This is a genomic window from Curtobacterium flaccumfaciens, from assembly GCF_004361695.1.
GTDB lineage: Bacteria > Actinomycetota > Actinomycetes > Actinomycetales > Microbacteriaceae > Curtobacterium > Curtobacterium flaccumfaciens_B.
The window spans coordinates 266,717-286,125 of record NZ_SNVW01000003.1; the positions used below are offsets into that span (position 1 = coordinate 266,717).

At 72.9% G+C, this 19,409-nt stretch carries 20 protein-coding genes; 14 read left to right on the forward strand and 6 right to left on the reverse strand.

Annotated elements, in window-relative coordinates; all coding sequences use genetic code 11:
• The first annotated feature begins 20 nt into the window (after window positions 1-20).
• The 5 genes from EDF64_RS06095 (at window position 21) to EDF64_RS06115 (ending at window position 3,161) form a co-directional block, all read left to right on the forward strand.
• Window positions 21-512 (forward strand): hypothetical protein, encoded by a 492-nt coding sequence (locus EDF64_RS06095; protein ID WP_133519141.1) that lies wholly within the window; start codon window positions 21-23, stop codon window positions 510-512.
• A 29-nt stretch (window positions 513-541) separates the two neighbouring features.
• A complete protein-coding gene (locus tag EDF64_RS06100) occupies window positions 542-910 on the forward strand; it encodes a hypothetical protein (protein ID WP_133519142.1) in 369 nt (122 codons plus the stop codon).
• A 108-nt stretch (window positions 911-1,018) separates the two neighbouring features.
• Window positions 1,019-1,336, forward strand: coding sequence for a DUF6507 family protein (locus EDF64_RS06105; protein ID WP_071290931.1), 318 nt, complete (start codon window positions 1,019-1,021; stop codon window positions 1,334-1,336).
• On the forward strand, window positions 1,333-2,661 hold the full coding sequence (locus EDF64_RS06110; protein WP_133519143.1) for a hypothetical protein: 1,329 nt from the start codon (window positions 1,333-1,335) through the stop codon (window positions 2,659-2,661). Before EDF64_RS06105 ends, EDF64_RS06110 begins: the two co-directional genes overlap by 4 nt.
• Before the next feature lie 17 nt (window positions 2,662-2,678).
• Window positions 2,679-3,161, forward strand: a complete 483-nt coding sequence (locus tag EDF64_RS06115; RefSeq protein WP_166645621.1) for an LpqN/LpqT family lipoprotein — start codon at window positions 2,679-2,681, stop codon at window positions 3,159-3,161.
• Window positions 3,162-3,170: 9 nt separating this feature from the next.
• On the opposite strand, the gene EDF64_RS06120 is transcribed toward EDF64_RS06115, so the two are convergent.
• Window positions 3,171-3,536 carry a DUF4333 domain-containing protein gene (locus tag EDF64_RS06120; RefSeq protein ID WP_133519145.1) on the reverse strand — a complete coding sequence of 122 codons (366 nt, stop codon included), beginning with the start codon at window positions 3,534-3,536 and terminating at the stop codon, window positions 3,171-3,173.
• A gap of 121 nt (window positions 3,537-3,657) precedes the next feature.
• On the opposite strand from EDF64_RS06120, the gene EDF64_RS06125 reads away from it, so the two are divergent.
• Entirely contained in the window at window positions 3,658-4,227 is a 570-nt protein-coding gene (locus EDF64_RS06125) for a DUF1684 domain-containing protein (protein ID WP_071291069.1), read from the forward strand.
• 38 nt (window positions 4,228-4,265) lie between these two features.
• Window positions 4,266-4,631, forward strand: coding sequence for a GntR family transcriptional regulator (locus EDF64_RS06130; RefSeq protein ID WP_071290934.1), 366 nt, complete (start codon window positions 4,266-4,268; stop codon window positions 4,629-4,631).
• Between the two features lie 16 nt (window positions 4,632-4,647).
• Here the strand turns inward: EDF64_RS06130 and EDF64_RS06135 are convergent, their stop codons facing one another.
• The gene (locus tag EDF64_RS06135) at window positions 4,648-5,508 is read right to left on the reverse strand and encodes an endo alpha-1,4 polygalactosaminidase (protein WP_133519146.1); all 861 of its coding nucleotides are present in this window, start codon (window positions 5,506-5,508) and stop codon (window positions 4,648-4,650) included.
• Between the two features lie 244 nt (window positions 5,509-5,752).
• Here EDF64_RS06135 and EDF64_RS06140 point away from each other — a divergent pair, with 244 nt between their 5' ends.
• Window positions 5,753-7,336: a DEAD/DEAH box helicase gene (locus tag EDF64_RS06140; protein WP_133519147.1), complete on the forward strand. Its 1,584-nt coding sequence runs from the start codon at window positions 5,753-5,755 to the stop codon at window positions 7,334-7,336.
• Between the two features lie 126 nt (window positions 7,337-7,462).
• Window positions 7,463-7,666 carry a CsbD family protein gene (locus EDF64_RS06145; protein ID WP_133519148.1) on the forward strand — a complete coding sequence of 68 codons (204 nt, stop codon included), beginning with the start codon at window positions 7,463-7,465 and terminating at the stop codon, window positions 7,664-7,666.
• Between the two features lie 81 nt (window positions 7,667-7,747).
• On the opposite strand, the gene EDF64_RS06150 is transcribed toward EDF64_RS06145, so the two are convergent.
• Window positions 7,748-8,290: an NUDIX hydrolase family protein gene (locus EDF64_RS06150; RefSeq protein ID WP_133519149.1), complete on the reverse strand. Its 543-nt coding sequence runs from the start codon at window positions 8,288-8,290 to the stop codon at window positions 7,748-7,750.
• A 73-nt stretch (window positions 8,291-8,363) separates the two neighbouring features.
• Here EDF64_RS06150 and EDF64_RS06155 point away from each other — a divergent pair, with 73 nt between their 5' ends.
• Window positions 8,364-8,981: an alpha/beta hydrolase gene (locus EDF64_RS06155; RefSeq protein WP_166645622.1), complete on the forward strand. Its 618-nt coding sequence runs from the start codon at window positions 8,364-8,366 to the stop codon at window positions 8,979-8,981.
• A gap of 82 nt (window positions 8,982-9,063) precedes the next feature.
• Here the strand turns inward: EDF64_RS06155 and EDF64_RS06160 are convergent, their stop codons facing one another.
• A complete protein-coding gene (locus EDF64_RS06160; RefSeq protein ID WP_133519151.1) occupies window positions 9,064-9,744 on the reverse strand; it encodes a PadR family transcriptional regulator in 681 nt (226 codons plus the stop codon).
• Between the two features lie 163 nt (window positions 9,745-9,907).
• On the opposite strand from EDF64_RS06160, the gene EDF64_RS06165 reads away from it, so the two are divergent.
• Both EDF64_RS06165 and EDF64_RS06170 read left to right on the forward strand, forming a co-directional pair.
• On the forward strand, window positions 9,908-14,617 hold the full coding sequence (locus EDF64_RS06165; protein WP_133519152.1) for an ATP-dependent helicase: 4,710 nt from the start codon (window positions 9,908-9,910) through the stop codon (window positions 14,615-14,617).
• Between the two features lie 239 nt (window positions 14,618-14,856).
• Window positions 14,857-15,636: an Fpg/Nei family DNA glycosylase gene (locus EDF64_RS06170; RefSeq protein WP_133519153.1), complete on the forward strand. Its 780-nt coding sequence runs from the start codon at window positions 14,857-14,859 to the stop codon at window positions 15,634-15,636.
• A gap of 18 nt (window positions 15,637-15,654) precedes the next feature.
• On the opposite strand, the gene EDF64_RS06175 is transcribed toward EDF64_RS06170, so the two are convergent.
• Complete coding sequence (locus EDF64_RS06175) at window positions 15,655-16,689, reverse strand: aldo/keto reductase (RefSeq protein ID WP_133519154.1); 1,035 nt, start codon at window positions 16,687-16,689, stop codon at window positions 15,655-15,657.
• A gap of 144 nt (window positions 16,690-16,833) precedes the next feature.
• Here EDF64_RS06175 and EDF64_RS06180 point away from each other — a divergent pair, with 144 nt between their 5' ends.
• Window positions 16,834-17,379 (forward strand): TetR/AcrR family transcriptional regulator, encoded by a 546-nt coding sequence (locus EDF64_RS06180; RefSeq protein WP_133519155.1) that lies wholly within the window; start codon window positions 16,834-16,836, stop codon window positions 17,377-17,379.
• Between the two features lie 35 nt (window positions 17,380-17,414).
• Here the strand turns inward: EDF64_RS06180 and EDF64_RS06185 are convergent, their stop codons facing one another.
• The gene (locus EDF64_RS06185) at window positions 17,415-18,323 is read right to left on the reverse strand and encodes a LysR family transcriptional regulator ArgP (RefSeq protein ID WP_133519156.1); all 909 of its coding nucleotides are present in this window, start codon (window positions 18,321-18,323) and stop codon (window positions 17,415-17,417) included.
• Window positions 18,324-18,393: 70 nt separating this feature from the next.
• On the opposite strand from EDF64_RS06185, the gene EDF64_RS06190 reads away from it, so the two are divergent.
• Window positions 18,394-19,227 (forward strand): LysE/ArgO family amino acid transporter, encoded by an 834-nt coding sequence (locus EDF64_RS06190; RefSeq protein WP_208108845.1) that lies wholly within the window; start codon window positions 18,394-18,396, stop codon window positions 19,225-19,227.
• The last annotated feature ends 182 nt before the right edge of the window (window positions 19,228-19,409 follow it).

The window sequence follows — 19,409 nt, forward strand, 5'->3', positions numbered from 1 at the left end:
GCTGGAGTAGCGTCCACGCCATGCACGTCGGCCTCCGGATCGTCCTCGACGCGCCGGTCGACGCCGTGCGCGATGCCCTGCTGTCCCCGGCCGTGATGGTCGCCGTGACGAAACCGTTCCTCGTGTACCGGTCTCGCGACCCCCAGGGCTTCCCCCCTCGGTGGGTCCCCGGCGAGCCGCACCCCATCACGGCGAGCGCCTTCGGGGTCGTCCCGAGCGGCGACACCCACGTGGACCTCGACCTCTACGAGGTGCAGGGCGTCCCCGTGCAGCGGGACAACGGTGGCGGGGTCTCCGGCCTCTTCGGACGCATGACCATGCAGCACCGGATGGCCGTCCGGCCCACCGCGGACGGACGGACCCTGCTCGTCGACCGACTGAGCTACCGGATGCGCCCGGCCGTGCTCGGTGCCCTGCTGTGGCCCGGGATGTGGGTGATCTGGCAGTGGCGAGCACTGCGGATGCGGTCGATGGCACCCCAGTGGCGGCGACACCGCCGGGCCGCCGCCTGACCCCACCGGCGTCTCCCTAGGATGTCGGGATGCACACCGCCGCGTCCCACCGGCCCGCCGCCGAGGTCGAACAGGCACTGTTCGCGTTGAACGACGGCACCCACCCGTTCGAGGTGGTCCGGAACGGCCAGCGGATCGAAGCCGTCTGGCGACACGGCGCCCGAGGCCCCGGGGTCGTGTTCGGCTCCGTCGAGTGGCGGTACCGCGTGACCCTGCTGGGCGAGTCCGGCCAGTACAAGGACAGCGTCTTCGCGAAGAACTTCGACGACGACAACACCTACTTCGACTTCCGGTCGACGGACGTCAGCCATCCGGTCAAGGCCGTCCTCGCCGAGCACGGGTGGACCCACCGGCCGAACGCCTTCAGCCGGTTCTTCCGGGGCCTGCTCGGCCGCTGATCGGTCGCCGGCTGCCCGTCGCGCGTCCCGAGCCTCCCTCAGGTACACTCGTCGGCGTCGGTCCACGCCCGCACTGTCGGCCGACATCGTCACGGAGGGGGACATCCGATGAGCAGGTACGCGATCGATCCAGGTGGCGTCTCGAGCGTCCTGACCGGGGTGGACGGCGACCTCGAGAAGCTCACGACCGCCGACGCCGCGGTGCTGGCAGCAGCCGAGGCGGCGTTGTCCGCGGTCGGCAGCTCGCGCGCGCGGCCCGGGCTCGAGCGACTGCTGGACGACTTCCGCAACGTCGTGCCGAACCTGCACGAGCGGATCACGGCCGCGCACGTCGCCGCGACGTCGGCCACGCAGGCCTACGTCGACGCGGACGAGGAGATGGCCGCGAAGACCCCCTCCGCGGACGACGCGGGCTCCGGACGGTGAGCGCCGCCCTCGTCGACGCCGGGGCCTTCCCGACGATCGACGCCGACACCGAGGGGCTGCGCGCCGCCGCGAAGGACATGCGGTCGAGCGCGAAGACCGTCCACACCGTCACCGACGCCATCGACCGCACCTGGAACGGCCTCGGGCTGTACTACCTCGCGCAGGAGACGGAGCAGCTCCTCGGCGCGACCCTGGCCCCGAAGTGGCAGGCCGCTGCGCTCGCCGAGGCGTTCGACCGGGCCGCGACCGCTCTCGAGACGTTCGCCGACGCCGTCGAGACGGCGAAGAAGGCGCTCGCGGGCGCCGAGACCGCAGCCGCGGCGCTCCGCTCGGACGTCCGCACGTCGGCGTCCTCGGACGCTGCATACGACTGGCACGACGACCCCGCCGTGTCGGTAAAGAACGCGATGATCGAGACCTCCGTGCTGCTCGCGGCGATGCAGTACGACACCGCCGCGAAGGCGTGTTCGACGACCCTCGACGGCATCGCGCGGGACACCGCCCCGGACCACGCGACCGGTTCGTCCTCCGCGCACGGGTGGCAGACGGACACCGGCGCCTCCGCGTCGGCCGACGGGCACGACGCCGAGGCAGAGGCGCACGCTCGGGCAGGTGTCGGCGCCGAGGCCGAGGGGTCGGCCTCGAAGGACGGCGTCGGATCGGCGAGCGGGAAGTCGTCCGCCTGGGCCGGCGTCGGTGCCGACAGCAGCGCCGGAGCGCACCAGGACGGCGACGGCGTCTCCGCCGACGCGAAGGCTGAGGCCAAGGCCGGGGCCGAGGCCCACGCGGAAGGCCACGCCGAGGGGAACGGCATCAGTCTGGACGGGATCGCCGACGCGTTCGCGGGCATCATGCTCTCCGGAACGGCCGCGCTGAGCGCCAACAAGTACACCGGCGTGCACGGCAAGGTCGGTGTCGAGGGGTTCGCCGGGGCGAAGGCGGACGGCAGCGTCTCGCAGGAGAACGGCTTCAACGGCACGGCGATCGACGGCAACGCCCGCGCCGGAGCGGGCGTCGGCGCGGACGCCCAGTTCGACGCGGGACCGCAGGGCGTCGGCGCGAAGGCCGGCGTCGAGGGGTTCGCCGGGGCCGATGCCGGCGCCACGCTGCACCGCTCCTTCATGGGCATCGACGTCGGCATCGGCGCCAAGGCCAAGGTCGGCGCCGGCGGTGACGCGAACGTCGGACTCGTCGTCACGCCGGAGGACATCGCGTTCGACGGCAAGCTCGGCGCCGCCCTCGGTCTCGGCGCAGGGGCCAACGTCAGCATCGACATCGACCCGGAGGAGTTCGTGAAGGACCTCCAGTCCGTCCTCCCCTTCTGACCGTGCAGGAGCACCTCGTGACCACAGTCCGATCCGACACCCCGCCCTTCGTCCCGACCCCCGTCGTGCGTCTCGACGTCCCCCCGGGGTGGGAGCCGCTCGTGCTCCCCGACGCGCTCGTCGCCGTGGCCGAGACCGAGCAGCAGGGCCCGTTCCGCGCCAACGTCGTCGTCACCGTCCGTCGGGTCGCGACGACCGCGGACGGCGGTGCGGCACTGTCGCGCGCCGTCGAGCAGAACACCGCCGCGCTCGAGGCAGCAGAGCGCTGGGCCGAGCTGGGATCGGAGTACCGCACGGTGCTCGGTCTCGACGGCTACCGGGTCGAGGGCGCGTTCGTGATGCCCGGCGTGGGCACGGTCTTCCAGGCCCTGCAGCTCGCCACGATCGACCATGGGGCCGTGGCCGACGTCATCGCCCTCACGGCGACGTGCGGCGCGGACGAGGGCGAGCGACTCGTGCCGGTCCTGCGGTCGGTGCTGGAGTCAGCCCGACTGCACTGACCGGAGCGCTCAGTTCTTCGGCTCGTCGGCGACCTCGACGTGCACGGAGTACTTCGAGCCGGAGACGTCGCGCACCTCGACGGCCGCGTCGTACTTCGTGGCGTCCCCCGCTGCACCGATGTCGCAGTGCACGGTGTTGCCGTCCTCGAGGTCGATCGCGTCGTCGCCGCAGTCCACCTGTGGTCGCTGCCCCACGCTCTTCTCGAGCGCGTCGGCGACGACGGTCTCGAACTTCGAGGGCGAGACCGTGCTGTGCACCGACGCCGAGAACGAGCACCCGCTGGCCGCCAGGGCCACGGCCGCTCCGATCATCCCCGTCGCGAGCATCCGCCGGGAGCTCCGAGTCATGGCCATCGTCCCCTCGTTCGTGGTCATCGCGCCAGTCTGCCATGCCCAGGACGCCCCGCGGGCGTAGCCTCGTCGTGTGAGCCAGACGCAGGAGCCGGGAACCGACGACCGCGTGCACAGCACGCTCGCCACCGTGGACTGGCGGCGGATGACGTTCGACCTGTACCGCCGCGTGCGGGCGACCGGGGACCCGGAGACCGCCCACGCGATGTGGCGCGAGACGCGTGACGCGATGTTCGGGGAGCACCCGGCCAGTCCGCTCCTCGACGAGGACGCGCGCGACTTCGAGTCCCTGCCCGTGCCGGACTACGACCCCTCCTGGCGCTTCCGGGCGCGCATCGAACCGGCCGAGTCGGTCGCGATGGACGTCGAGACCGGCACCGACGGCATCGTGCACTTCGACCGGCTCGGGGTGGTCACGCTCCCCGGCGTCGGATCGCTCGACGTGTGGGCGCACGGCGGCTACGCCGGCGGGGTGTTCATCCCGGTGAAGGACGCGAGCGCCGGCAAGGCCCGCGGCACCTACGGCGGGGGCCGCTACCTGGTCGACACGATCAAGGGCGCAGACCTCGGCGGCGACGACGGGGAGATCGTCCTCGACTTCAACTTCGCGTACAACCCCTCGTGCGCGTACGACCCGGCGTGGGCCTGCCCGCTCGCGCCGCCCGGCAACACCGTCGCCGTGCCGATCCCGGTCGGCGAGCAGTACGACTTCTGACGAGCAGTCCGAGCACCACGACATCCAGGGTGGAACGCATGTCATCGACGAGTCTCGTGGCGCTGGACGCCGGCGGACGCATCCCGCCGTTCGAGCAGGTGCGGTCGCAGATCGCGGCACAGATCACGGCCGGGTACCTGGTCGACGGGGAGCGGCTCCCGAGCGTCCGGACGCTCGCGGACGAGCTCGGGCTCGCAGCCGGCACGGTCGCGAAGGCCTACCAGCTGCTGGAGGAGTCCGGCTTGGTGCACACGGCACGCGGGGCCGGCACCCGGGTGATCCGCCCCGCCGAGGTCCCCGAGCCGGTGGCCGATGCGGCACGTGCACTCGCTGCGGCGGCACGGGCGGCCGGGTTGTCCGCCGACCAGGCCGCAGCAGCGCTCCGGGACGCCTGGCCCGCCTGACCCCGGCGCACCGCGCTCAGCAGTGCTCGAACACGTAGTCGTCGTCCGACGGCGTGACCAGGTCGCGGTCGCGCAGGATCGTCATCGCGGGCCGGTCGTCGTCCGCGCAGACCGAGGCCCACGAGCGGTCGGTCTCGTCCGAGTACTCGACGTCGATGACGTGCTTCCCGTAGGCATTCGTGTACGCCGAGCACTCCTGGTAGTGCACGCACTCCTCGGCGACGACGAAGTCGAACCCCGTGGTCTTCCGGCCGGAGGCCCCGAGCTGCGGGGTGTTCTTCTGCCCGACCGCGAGCCCGTGCTCGTGCCCGACCCGGACGAGCGCCGCGGCGAGCGCGAGGTTCCCGGACCGCGTCAGCACGCCGTCCGAACGGGTCCACGAGTCGAGGTTGTCGAACTCCACCGCGTCGAAGCCCCGGTCGGCGCACCGGGCGATCGACGTCGTCAGCACCTTGACGATCTCCGCGCGCTTCGCCGGGGTGCGGGTGTCGAGGAGCATCTCGTCGGGCCACCCCGGGTCGGACACGGGATCGCCGTCGTCGTCGCGGAGCACCGCGGACGAGTGGTCGTCGAGCCAGGCGTCGGCGTCCTCGGGCTGCGTCTGGAAGCCGTTGACGTAGCAGATGCCGTACTTGCCCGGGGCCGGACGGTCGGTGCTGTCCCGCTCGACGATCGTGACGCCGCCCGGCGGGGTGTAGCCACCGCCGAGTTGGTAGTCGGGGATCCCCGACGTCGGCAGGTTCGCGTACGCGGCGTCCGACGTCGAGGACGACGAAGCAGGAGAGGACGACGACGGGGCCGCGGCGGCACAGCCGCTCAGTCCGATCACCGCCACGGCGACGGTCGCGACGGTGAGCAGCAGGGTCCGGTCTCGCACTTCGGAATCCTCGCACGCTATGATGGACGTACTCGAGGCGCCGATCGCCTCGTGCGTCGTACGGACGCCCCGAACTCCCGACCACGTCAGCTTGCCTGCACGGTCGATGATCGAGCACCTCCCGAAGGTGCCCAGGCTTCTCTGCTGCGGCGACTGCGCCAGCCACATCCGTTGGCGCGCATCCCGCCCGCGCGCTGCCTCAGAGCGCGCCCACAGCCGGACCACTCCGGCTCGAAAGGTCACCATGACCAACGAAGACATCCGTTTCTCCGACCTCGGCGTCCCCACGCCGATGGTCGACGTCCTCCTCGCCCAGGGCAAGGAGAACGCCTTCCCGATCCAGGCCGACACGCTCCCCGACTCCCTCCAGGGCAAGGACGTGCTCGGTCGCGGCCGCACCGGCTCCGGCAAGACGATCGCCTTCGCGATCCCGCTCGCCGCTCGCCTGGCCGCCAACCCCCGTCAGCGTCGCGCCGGCCGCCCCCGTGCGCTGGTGCTCGCCCCGACCCGTGAGCTCGCGACGCAGATCGACGCGACGCTCGCACCCCTCGCCAAGGCGATGGGCCTCACCACGACGACGATCTTCGGCGGTGTCTCGCAGGGCCGCCAGGTCGACGCGCTCCGCGGTGGCGTCGACGTGGTCGTCGCGTGCCCGGGCCGCCTCGCCGACCTCATGCAGCAGGGCCACGTCCGGCTCGACGCCATCGAGGTCACCGTCCTCGACGAGGCCGACCACATGGCCGACATGGGCTTCCTGCCCGGCGTGACGAAGATCATGCAGGCGACGCCCGAGCAGGGGCAGCGCATGCTGTTCTCCGCCACGCTCGACAACGGCGTGGACAAGCTCGTCAAGAAGTTCCTGCACAACCCGGTGATGCACTCGGTCGACGACGAGCACAGCCCCGTCGAGGCCATGACCCACCACCTGTTCGAGGTCGCCGACGCCGACGCGAAGAAGGACCTCGTCCGGACGCTCGCCTCGGGCACCGGTCGTCGCATCCTCTTCATGCGCACCAAGCACCACGCCAAGCGCCTCGCGAAGCAGCTGTCGAGCCAGGGCATCCCGGCCGTCGACCTGCAGGGCAACCTGTCGCAGGGTGCGCGAGAGCGCAACCTCGCGAAGTTCTCCTCCGGCGAGGCCCTCGTGCTCGTCGCCACCGACGTCGCCGCCCGTGGCGTGCACGTCGACCACGTCGAGCTCGTCGTGCACGTCGACCCGCCCACCGAGCACAAGGCGTACCTGCACCGCTCGGGTCGCACCGCGCGTGCGGGTTCGTCCGGCGACGTCGTCACCGTGACGACGCCGGCCGAGCGTCGCGACGTCGCGCAGATGATGCGTGCCGCAGCGATCAAGGTCACCCCGCAGCAGGTCACCGCGTCGTCGCCCGCCGTCACCTCGCTCGTCGGCGAGGTCGCCCCGGTCCGTCACGTCGCGGTCGAGCAGCCGGCACAGCAGCAGCGACAGCCCAAGCAGCGCACGGGCGAGTCCGACGCGGCCGGTGGCGGTCGTCGTCGTGGTCGCGGCGGTCGGACAGGAGGCGCGGCGCAGCCCGCGCGCACCGGTGCGGCCACCGGGTCCTCCGGTGCAGGGCGTCGCGGCGGCCGTGCCGCCGAGGCCGGCGTCGGCGCATCGGCCGGCTCCGCCGGTGGGCAGCGTCGTGGGGGCGGCAGCCGTCGCGCCTCGAGCGACACCGTACGCGGTGGTTCCGCTCCGGTCTGGTCCTCGGAGGGCGGCTACGCCGCCGGCCGTGGTGCCGGCTCCGAGTCGGGCGGTGCCCGTCGTGGTGGCTCGCGCCGCGCCTCCCGTCCGGCCGGTTCCGCCCGCTGATCCGTCGGTCTCGGCCACAACCTTGACGCTGCCTGCGAAGGCGACGACCGCGAAGCGTACGGTCTGTGACACCGGAGGCCGCGCAAGCGGCCGATGGGGAATCGTCCGTCGTTGAGAGGAGTGCCTATGGCTGGGATCGAAGACGTCAAGAACGCCGCTGCCAAGGCAGCAGGCAAGGCCAAGGAAGCCGTCGGCAACGTGACCGACAACGACCGTCTCAAGGCCGAGGGCAAGACCGATCAGGTCAAGGCCGACACCAAGCAGGCGGGCACGGATGCGAAGGACGCCGTCCACGGCGTCGCCGACAGCCTCAAGAACAACGACAAGTAAGCCGGTCTCGTACCGAGCTGCGAAGGCCCCGGATCCACTCGGATCCGGGGCCTTCGTCGTGTTCGGGGTGTGGCCGGGCGGCTACATCAGGGCGCCGACCGACGCGAGTCCGGCGCGCAGGAGTGCTCCACGGCCGCCCTCCATCTCGTCGGCGACGGCGTCGGACGCGGCTTCGGCGGGGCTCATCCAGGTGAGCTCGAGGGCGTCCTGCCGGGGCTCGCAGGTGCCGGTGACGGGGACGACGTACGCCAGGGAGATCGCGTGCTGCCGCTCGTCGGTGTACACCGAGGCACCGGGCAGCGGGAAGTACTCGGCCACGGTGAACGGCGTCGAGCTCGAGGGCAGCTGCGGGAACGCCATCGGACCGAGGTCCTTCTCGAGGTGCCGGAACAGCGCGGTGCGGATCGACTCGCCGAACATCACCCGGCCGGAGACGAGCGTCCGGGCGATCGAGCCGCTCGGGGAGACACGCAGCAGCACGCCCACCTCGGTCACGACGCCGAGGCCGTCGGTGCGGACGGGGACCGCCTCGACGTAGCAGATCGGCAGGCGACGGCGGACGTTGGCGAGCTCCTCGTCGGACAGCCAGCCGGAGTCGGGGTCGGGGGTGCGCAGCGAGGACATGCACCGTGTCTACCAGGGAGTCCGGCGAGTTCGGCGCACGGCGCGGGTGTCGAGGACGGTTAGCGTGGTCCACGTGATCGATGCGGAGCTCGTGCAGTGGACCCGACCGTCCTCGGAGCGTGCGGGTTCCCCGCTGCTCGTGGCCATGCACGGGGTGGGGTCGAACGAGCGCGACCTGCTCGGTCTCGCCCCCGCGTTGCCCGCGGCGTGGACGATGGCGTCGCTCCGGGCACCGCTGCCGTGGGGGCAGGGCCACAGCTGGTACCCGCTCGGCACGCCGGGCTCCCCCGCGCTCGAACCGGTCGACGCTGCGGTCGCGGACGTGCTCGCCTGGATCGACTCCGTCGCCGCCGACCACCCGCGGATCGGCCTGCTCGGGTTCTCGCAGGGCGGCTCGATGGCACTGCAGCTGCTCCGTGCTCGCCCGGCGGGGTTCGCGTTCGCGGTGTCGCTCTCCGGCTTCGTGGTGCCCGGGGTGACCGACGCCCGTGACGAGGCCGTCGCCGCGGTCCGGCCGCGGGTCTTCCTCGGGCACGGCGACCTCGACCCGGTGATCCCCGCCGAGGCCACGGCCCGGACGCAGGTCTGGGCAGCTGCGCACACGGACGTGACCGACCGCGAGTACGCGGGGCTGCCGCACGCGGTGTCGGCAGCGGAGCTGGCGGACGTGGCCGCCTTCATCGGCGACTGACGGCCCTGGGGCCCACCAGACGACGGAACGGGAGGCACGGTGCCAGCTGGCACCGTGCCTCCCGTCCGTCGTGTGGTCGCGTCTAGTCGGCGAGGATCTGCAGCAGGTCCTTGCGGAGCTGGTCGACCTTGGCCGTGGCGGCCTTGGTCTGCTCCTCCGTCGCGCTCGTCCGGTACATGTGCAGGACGCCCATGGTCTTCCGGAGTGCCTCGAAGAACTCGCGCTGCGAGTCCGGGAGGCCCGGCGTGGAGTCCCACGCCGCGGCGATCTCGTCGGCCTTCGCCTCGGCCTCTGTCCTGCCGGCGTCGGTGAGCTCGAAGAGCGTCTTCCGGCCGTCGCCCGTGGAGACGACGAGGTCTTCGTCCACGAGCTGCTGGAGCGTCGGGTAGACCGAGCCGGGGCTCGGCTTCCAGGCGCCGCCGGTGCGTTCGGCGATCGTCTTGATGATCGCATAGCCGTTCTGCGGGCCCTCGGCCAGCAGGCCGAGGATCGCGAGGCGGACGTCGCCACGGCGGCGGCGTTCGCGGCCGAAGCCGGGGCCGCCGAACCCGGGGCCGAAGCCCGCGCCGGGGCCGAAGCCCCGACCGAAGCCCGGGCCGCCGAAGCCGCGTCCGTGGTCGTGGTCGCCACGGTCGCGACCGGGGAAGCCGGCGCCGTGGTGCTGCCGCGCGCCGCCGAAGCGGGGCCCGCGGGGTCCGAAGCCGCGCTGGTCGCGTCGGCCGTGGTCGTGGTGGGTGTGGTCGTGGTCATCGATGGGGCGCATGATGACTCCTTTCAGCTGGCTGTTCGAAGTTGGCTCGCGATGTGTTCCGGACTGTTCCGGCACTGTCGCGATGGGTTAACGATAGATCGGTAACTATCGCTCTGTCAAGGGGCGATCCTGGTTCGGCTCGCTGTCGGTGGTGACGGGCAGGATGGGACGGACCATGACGGACGTGTTCGAGCGCTTCTCCCCCGCGACCGCGGAGTGGTTCCGCGGTGCCTTCGACGCACCGACGGCGGCGCAGGCCGGGGCGTGGGACGCGATCTCGACCGGGCAGCACGCGCTCGTCATCGCCCCGACGGGGTCGGGCAAGACGCTGGCCTCGTTCCTGTGGTCCATCGACCGGCTCATCAGCGCGTCCGACCGGCCGCCCGCCAAGCAGCGGACCCGGGTGCTCTACGTCTCGCCGTTGAAGGCCCTCGGCGTCGACGTCGAGCGGAACCTCCGCAGTCCGCTCGTCGGCATCACGCAGACTGCCCGGCGGCTCGGGCTCGAACCCCCGGACGTCACGGTCGGGGTCCGGAGCGGTGACACCCCGTCGTCCGACCGGCAGCGGCTGCTCCGTCAGCCGCCGGACATCCTCATCACGACGCCCGAGTCGCTGTACCTCATGCTCACGTCGCAGGCACGCGAGACCCTCGTCAACGTCGACACCGTCATCGTCGACGAGGTCCACGCGGTCGCGTCGACGAAGCGCGGTGCGCACCTCGCGGTGTCGCTCGAACGCCTCGACGACCTGCTCGACAAGCCGGTCCAGCGCATCGGTCTGTCCGCCACCGTGCGACCACCGGAAGAGGTCGCACGGTTCCTCGGCGGCCGGGCACCCGTCACGATCATCGCGCCGCCCGCGCAGAAGACCTTCGACCTCCGCGTCGTCGTGCCGGTCGACGACATGGCCGAGCTCGGTGCGCCCCCGGTCGGCGCCGATGCCTCCGACGCGCCGTCGAACGGGTCGATCTGGCCGCACGTCGAAGAACGCGTCGTTGACCTCATCGAAGAGCACCGGTCGACGATCGTGTTCGCGAACTCACGGCGGCTGGCCGAACGGCTCACTGCACGACTCAACGAGATCCACGAGGAACGCGTGCTCGCCGCCGCCGGCGACGGGGCGCTCGTCCCGGCCGGGGCGTCCCCGGCAGACGACGGGCTCCCGGCCGCCGGTCCCCGTGCCCAGTCCCCGGCCAGGCTCGCTGCACACGCACGGCCGCCGGCGCAGGTGATCGGTGCGTCCGGACAGACCGGTGGCGGCGGATCCGACGCCTCGGTACCGGTGCTCGCCCGCGCGCACCACGGCTCCGTGTCGAAGGACCAGCGCGCCATCATCGAGGACGACCTGAAGTCCGGCCGCCTCCGCTGCGTCGTCGCCACGAGTTCGCTCGAGCTCGGCATCGACATGGGCGAGGTCGACCTCGTCGTGCAGGTCGAAGCGCCGCCGTCGGTCGCGAGCGGCCTGCAGCGCGTCGGTCGCGCCGGGCACCAGGTGGGTGAGATCTCACGCGGCGTCCTGTTCCCGAAGCACCGCGCCGACCTGGTGAACAGCGCCGTCACCGTCGAACGGATGGTCTCCGGCCAGATCGAGGCGATCTCGGTGCCCTCGAACCCGCTCGACGTGCTGGCGCAGCACACCGTCGCCGCCGGCGCGATCGACACCGTCGACGTCGAGCACTGGTTCGAGCTCGTGCGGCGGAGCGCCCCGTTCAGCAGCCTGCCGCGCTCCGCGTTCGAGGCGACCCTCGACCTGGTCACCGGGCGCTACCCGAGCGACGAGTTCGCCGAGCTGCGGCCGCGCCTGGTCTGGGACCGCGTGCACGGCACCCTGACCGGCCGTCCGGGGGCGCAACGCCTCGCCGTGACCAGCGGCGGGACCATCCCGGACCGCGGCATGTTCGGCGTCTTCATGGTCGGCGAGAAGGCCAGCCGCGTCGGCGAGCTCGACGAGGAGATGGTCTACGAGTCCCGCGTCGGGGACGTCTTCGCCCTCGGTGCCACGAGCTGGCGGATCGAGGAGATCACGCACGACCGGGTCATCGTCAGCCCGGCCTTCGGCCAACCGGGGCGGGTGCCGTTCTGGAAGGGCGACGGCATCGGCCGGCCCGCCGAGCTCGGCCGGGCCACCGGGGCCTTCGTGCGCGAGGTCGAGGGCGCCTCCGACGAGGACGCCCGCGCCCGGGTCTCGGCCGGCGGCCTCGACGAGCGCGCCGTCACGAACCTGCTCACGTTCCTGCGCGACCAGCGTGCTGCGACCGGGCACGTGCCGAACGACACCACGCTCGTCATCGAGCGCTTCCGCGACGAGCTCGGCGACTGGCGGCTCATCCTGCACTCCCCGTACGGCATGCAGGTGCACGCGCCGTGGGCCCTCGCCGTGGCCGCGCGACTGCGGGAACGCCACGGCATCGACGGCGGCGCGATGGCGGCGGACGACGGCATCGTCGTGCGGATCCCGGAGACCGACGCCGAACCGCCCGGCGCCGACCTGTTCGTCTTCGAGCGCGACGACCTCGAAGCGCTCGTCACGGACGAGGTCGGCGCCTCCGCCCTGTTCGCGGCCCGGTTCCGCGAGTGCGCGGCGCGGGCGCTCCTGCTGCCGCGCCGGAACCCCGGGCAGCGTTCCCCGCTCTGGCAGCAGCGCCAGCGGGCCTCGCAGCTGCTCGAGGTCGCACAGAAGTACCCGTCGTTCCCGATCGTGCTCGAGACCGTGCGCGAGGTCCTGCAGGACGTGTACGACGTCCCGTCGCTGCTCGGGATCGCGGACGACATCGCCGGTCGCCGCATCCGGCTCGTCGAGACCGAGACCGAGCAGCCGTCGCCGTTCGCCCGGTCGCTGCTGTTCGGGTACGTCGCGGCGTTCATGTACGAGGGCGACACCCCGCTCGCCGAACGACGAGCGGCGGCGCTCTCCCTCGACTCGACGCTGCTCGGCGAGCTGCTCGGCCGTGCCGAACTCCGCGAACTGCTCGACCCGGCCGTCATCGCCGGGGTCGAACGCGACCTGCAGCGGCTGTCGCCGGACCGTCGCGCGCGGGACGCCGAGGGCATCGTCGACGTGCTGCGGCTCGTCGGCGCACTCGACCTCGACGAGGTCGTCGACCGGAGCTGGCTCGCCGATTCCACCGACCGCGCCGAGGCCCTCGGGACGGTCCAGAGCCTCCTCACCGCGCTCGAACGGGATCGCCGCGTGCTCTCGTTCTCGCACGCCGGCGCCACCCGGTGGGCCGTCATCGAGGACGCCGCGCGCCTGCGCGACGCGCTCGGGGTGCCGCTGCCGATCGGTGTGCCGACCGCGTTCATCGAGCCGGTCGCCGATCCGCTCGGCGACCTCATCGGCCGGTACGCCCGGTCGCACGGGCCGTTCTCCGCGCAGGACGCCGCCGTGCGACTGGGGCTCGGCATCGCCGTCGTGCAGGACACCCTGCGCCGGCTGGTGGCCGACCGGCGCGTGGTCGAGGGCGAGTTCCGCCCCGATCGCCAGGGTGCCGAGTGGTGCGACGCCGAGGTCCTCCGCCGGATCCGGACGAAGTCGCTCGCGGCGCTCCGGCACGAGGTCGAGCCGGTCTCGCCGGACACCCTCGCCCGCTTCCTGCCCGCGTGGCAGCACGTGCAGACCCCGGGCACGCGCGGCGGACTCCGCGGCGTCGACGGCGTGCTGCAGGTGATCGACCAGCTCGCCGGCGTCGCCCTGCCCGCCAGCGCGTGGGAGACCCTCGTGCTGCCCGCACGGGTGACCGACTACGCCCCGAGCATGCTCGACGAGCTGACCGCGACGGGCGAGGTCCTCTGGTCCGGGGGCGGCACGCTGCCCGGCAGCGACGGCTGGGTCCGCCTGCACCTCGCCGACACCGCCGCGACCACGCTGGCCGAACCCGCGGGCGACGACACCACCGAACTCCAGCGCGACGTGCTCACCGCCCTGGCCGGCGGCGGCGCGTACTTCTTCCGGCAGCTCGGACAGGCCGTGGGCAGCACCGACGACCAGGCGCTGACCACCGCGCTCTGGGACCTCGTCTGGGCCGGACAGATCACGAACGACACGTTCGCGCCGCTGCGGGCGATGCTCGGTGGCAAGGCGAAGAGCACCAGCGCACCACGGGCCCGGGCCTACCGCGGGCGTCGGCGCCCGACGATGCCGGCGCAGGCCGGTCCGCCGTCCGTCGGCGGCCGCTGGTCCCTGCTGCCCCTGGCCGAGTCCGACTCCACCGTCCGGGCCGCCGCCACCGCGGAACAGCTCCTCGAGCGGTACGGCGTGGTCACCCGCGGCGCCGTGCAGGTCGAAGGCGTCCGCGGCGGGTTCGCCGGGGTGTACCGGGTGCTCTCGCGGTTCGAGGAGTCCGGTCGGGCACGCCGCGGGTACTTCATCGAGGGGCTCGGCGCGGCGCAGTTCGCGACCGGGCCGACCATCGACCGGCTGCGGACGTACGCGCGGGACCTCGACGACGACGAACGGGCCGACCCCGACCGGAAGCGCGAGGCACTGACCCTCGCCGCCACCGACCCCGCGAACCCCTACGGGGCGTCGCTGCCGTGGCCGACCGGGGACGTCGTCGAGGACGACACCGACGCGTCGGAGGGCACGGCGAAGACCACCGGCCGCGGCCACCGTCCCGGGCGGAAGGCCGGCGCGCTCGTGACCACGGTCGACGGGAAGCTCGCCGTCTACGTCGAGCGCGGTGGCAAGTCGGTGCTCACCTTCACCGACGACCCGGCCGACCTGTCGGCAGCGGCGGCCTCGATCGCCGGGATCGTGCGGACCGGGCTGCGCAAGCTCGCGGTCGAGCGGGTGGACGGGGCGTTCGTGCTCGAGTCGCTGCTCGGCGGGGCGCTGCGCGAGGCGGGGTTCACCGCCACTCCGCAAGGACTGCGGCTGCGTGTGTGAGGCGAACCGCGCGAGGCAGGACTCTGCCCATGGACTCCGCAAGGACTGCGGCTGCGTGTGTGAGGCGAACCGCGCGAGGCAGGACTCTGCCCATGGACTCCGCAAGGACTGCGGCTGCGTGTGTGAGGTGAACAGTGCGAGGCAGGACTCTGCCCATGGACCCCGCAGGGACGGCGGCTGCGTGTGTGAGGCGAACCGCGCCTCCAGGCCCGATCGTGACCACGCGCGGGAGGTGACCCGTGCCTGAGGGCGACACCGTCTACCGGGCCTCCCGTCGGCTGCACACCGCGCTGGCGGGGAAGGTGCTCACAAGGAGCGACTTCCGGGTGCCGGCGTTCGCGACCCTCGACCTCGTCGGGCGGACCGTCGACGAGGTCGTCCCGCGAGGCAAGCACCTGCTGCACCACATCGGCGACCTCACCGTGCACTCCCACCTCAAGATGGAGGGCCGGTGGGACGTCTACCGCCCCGGAGAGCGGTGGCGGCGTCCGGCGCACCAGGCGCGGGTGGTCCTCGACGCCGACGACGTGTCGACGGTGGGGTTCGCGCTCGGGGTCCTCGAGGTCGTCCCGCGCGACCACGAGGACGACGTCGTCGGGTACCTCGGTCCGGACCTGCTCGGCCCCGACTGGGACGCCGACGTCGCGCTCGACAACCTCACCCGCGACCCGACCCGGCCGATCGGACTGGCCCTGCTCGACCAGCGGGTGCTCGCCGGCCTCGGCAACGTGTACCGCAACGAACTGTGCTTCCTGCGGGGTGTGCTGCCGACCCGTCCGGTGAGCGAGGTCCGCGACCCCGCACGCACCATCGCCCTGGCGAGCAAGCTCATCCTGGCCAACCGGGACCGCAGCGCCCGCGTGACGACCGGTGTCGACCGGCCGGGGCGACGGTTCTGGGTCTACGGCCGAGCGGGCAAGCCGTGCCTGCGGTGCGGCACGCCGATCCGGTACGGCGAACTCGGCGAGTCGGAGCTCACGCTGCGGGACACGTACTGGTGCCCGCGCTGCCAGACGTGATCCGGTCGGCCGTCGGTGTCAGGCGGCCGCGCGCATGGCTTCCGGGCGGCGCCGGAGGGTGGCGTCGAGGACGGCCGGCGGGTTGTACTGCTGGTCGAGCCGACCCACGTCGGAGCCCGGCGGCACGATCTGGTCGATCCGGTCGAGGACCTCGTCGGTCAGGGCGACGTCGACGCCCTCGAGCAGGTCGTCGAGCTGCTCGATCGACCGCGGGCCGATGAGGGCGCTCGTGACCCCGGGGTGGGCGATCGCGAACGCCATGGCGAGGTGGGTCATCCGGATGCCGGTCTCCTCCGACAGGGCGACGACCTGCTCCACCGCGTCGATCCGGCGCTCGTCCTGGTTGTGCCGGAACATGCCGACGCGGGCGAGGTCGCTGTCCTGCCCCTTCCGGAAGCGGCCGGTGAGCAGGCCGCCGGCGAGGGGACTCCAGACCAGGGCGCCCATGCCGTACCGCTCGACGACCGGGAGGACCTCGCGCTCGATGCCCCGGTTGAGGATCGAGTACGTGGGCTGCTCCGTCCGGAAGCGTTCGAGGCCCCGGCGCTCGGAGGTCCACTGCGCCTCGACCTGCATCGACGCGGGGAAGTCCGAGCTGCCGATCGCCCGCACCTTGCCGCTGCGGACCAGGTCGGTGAGGGCCGACAGGGTCTCCTCGAGGTCGACGGTGTCGTCCGGGCGGTGCGCCTGGTACAGGTCGATGTGGTCGGTCTGCAGCCGGCGGAGGGAGTCCTCGACGGCGGTCGTGATCCAGCGGCGGGAGTTGCCGCGGCGGTTCGGGTCGTCGCCCATCGGGCCGTTGAACTTGGTAGCGAGGACGACGTCGTCCCGGCGACCCTTGAGCGCCTTGCCGAGCAGGGTCTCGGAGCCGCCCTGCGAGTAGCGGTCGGCGGTGTCGATGAGGTTGATGCCGGCGTCGAGAGCGCGGTGGACGATCCGGATCGAGTCCTGCTCGTCGCCGTTGCCGATGCTGCCGTCGGTGCCGAGCATCATGGTGCCGAGCGCGAACGGGCTGACCTGGATGCCGGTCCGGCCGAGGGTGCGGTAGTGCATGGGAGTGCCTCCTGTCGATGGCGTCCTGGCCCGCGGTGTCGTATCGTGGTCCGAAGTGGAACGCTCTTCCGGAACTATACGGAACGACTTTCCGTTTCCGCAACCCCGGATGTGCACTCCCGCCGTCCCGACCCTGGAGGCCCCGTGCGCGCCGACGCCCGCCGCAACCTCGACGCCCTGACCGACGCCGCGAAGGCCGTCTTCGCCACCGACGGCGTCGACGCCCCCGCGAAGGTCATCGCCGACCGCGCCGGGGTCGGCGTCGGCACGCTCTACCGGCACTTCCCGCAGCGGTCCGACCTGATCGTCGCGGTGTTCCGGAACGCGGTCGAGGCCTGCGCCGACGCCGCCGACGACCTCGCGGCCGCCCACGCCCCCGACGAGGCACTCGCGCGATGGCTGCAGCGGTTCACCGAGTTCGTCGCGACCAAGCGCGGACTGGCCGCCGCGCTGCACTCCGGGGATCCGGCGTTCGAAGCGCTGCCGGACTACTTCATCGGCCGGCTCGGCGACGCGCTCGGAGGGCTGCTCGCCGCCGCTGCGGCAGCCGGGACGATCCGGCCCGACGTCGACGCCCCGCAGCTCCTGCGCGCCGTCGCCGACCTGTGCCACGGGGCGCCGTCGGCCGAGCAGAGCCAGCTCATGGTCGGGCTGCTCGTCGACGGGTTGCGGTACCGGGCAACGGCCTGACGCCGGGCGCGCGCGCGGCGCGTCGGGGCTGGTGTTCAGCGCGCCGGGTGGAGCCGTTCCGCCGCGACGGACCGCACGGCGTCGGTGACCCGCTCGAGCAGCGGCGACGCCAGGTTCCACCGTTGCCACCACAGCGCGACGTCCGCCCGCCGGCCCGGCGTGAGCTCGACGAGGGCGCCCTGGTCGAGCGCCTCGAGGCACTGCGCCTCCGGCAGCATCCCCCACCCGAAGCCGAGCGAGACCGCACGGGCGAAGTCGGCCGAGGTCGGGACGAAGTGCCTCGGGCCGGACGGCGCATGCCCGAGCACCCGGCGGAGGTAGCCCTGCTGCAGGTCGTCGGCGCGGTCGTAGTCCACCAGCGGCACCCGGTCGAGCCGTCCGAGCATGCGCCGCTCCGTGTCGACGCCGGACAAGTAGCGGTCGACGAACGCCGGTGACGCCACCGCCCGGTACCGGTCGATGCCGAGCGGCACCGACGAACACCCCTGCACCGGGTCGGCCTCGGCGGTGACCGCGGCCATCACCGTGCCGGCGCGCAGGAGTTCGGCGGTGCGGTCCTGGTCCTCACGGTGCAGGTCGAACACCACCTCGGTGTCCGCACGGACCAGCGCGAGCGCGTCGAGGAACCACGTGCCGAGCGAGTCGGCGTTCACCGCGAGCGGGATCGACGGCACGACCGAGTCCCCGCCCCCGAGCGCCCGTGACGTCTCCTCGTCGAGCAGCTGCGCCTGCCGTGCGTGCCGCAGCACGACCTCGCCGTCCGCCGTCGGACGCACCGGCGTCGTGCGCTGCAGCAGGACGCGGCCGAGCTGCTGTTCCATCGACTTGATCCGCTGCGACACGGCGGACGGGGTGATCGCCAGTGCTCTGGCGGCCGCGTCGAGTGTGCCGTGGTCGACCGCGGCCAGGAGGGTCTCGAGGTGTTCGCGCTGCAGCCGTGCCATGCAGCGCAGCTTACGCAGCATCAGGAACGTGAGCTGTACTGCACCCGCTGCGCGGCCGTACCGTCGGACCGTGACCGCGCTCCTCCCCCTGCTCTCCGGCCTCGGCACCGGACTCGCCCTGATCGTCGCCATCGGCGTGCAGAACACGTACCTGCTCCGGCTCGCGGTGAGCGCTCGACTCCGGGTCGTCGCCGCGGCCGTCGTGGTGTGCGCGGTGTCGGACGCCGTGCTCATCGTGGCCGGGGTGCTCGGGGTCGGTGCCGTGGTCGAGCGGTTCCCGGTGGCGCTCGTCGTGGTCCGGTTCGTGGGAGCGGCGTTCCTCGTGACCTACGGCGTGCTGGCTGCGCGTCGGGCGCTCCGGCCGTCGGGTGACGCGATCCGGGTGGAGGAGGAAGCGGCGGACGACGGGGTCGCCGTGGTCGCACCCGCTGGTGGGCATCGCGCCCCCGCACCCGCGGGCGCGATGTCCGTGGCGGGGCGCGACGGCGACGTGGTGCCGACCGCGGGCGTGACCTCCGGGGCGGGGCGGGACGGCGCCGTGGTGCCGACCACGGTCTCGGCGGGGGCGGCGGGGCGGGCGCGAACCGTGCCTCCAGGCCGGCGGGGCGACGTGACGATGCGCGCGGCGGTGGCCACCATGCTCGTCTTCACCTGGGCGAACCCGCACGTCTACCTGGACACCCTGGTGTTCCTGGGGTCGGTCGCGAACCAGCAGGGCGTCGACGACCGCTGGCTCTGGACGATCGGCGCGACGGCCGCGAGCTGCCTGTGGTTCGCGGGCCTCGGGTTCGGCGGGCGGCTGCTCCGGCCGCTGTTCGCGAAGCCGCTGACGTGGCGGGTGTTCGACGGGCTCGTCGCGCTCGTGATGCTCGGCTTCGGCGCCGCGCTCGTGCTGGGCGCATAGGCGCGGGGTCGCGGGCCGGCGGCCGTAGCGCGCGGCCCGCGGCAGTGGCCCACGGCCCACGGCCCACGGCCCGCACAAGCAAAGTCGGCTCGAACCGCGCAATCACGTGGTTCGAGCCGACTTTCGTTGTGCGACGCGGCGCACCGCACCCCGCGCGGCGGACGGGACAGCGCACCGCACCC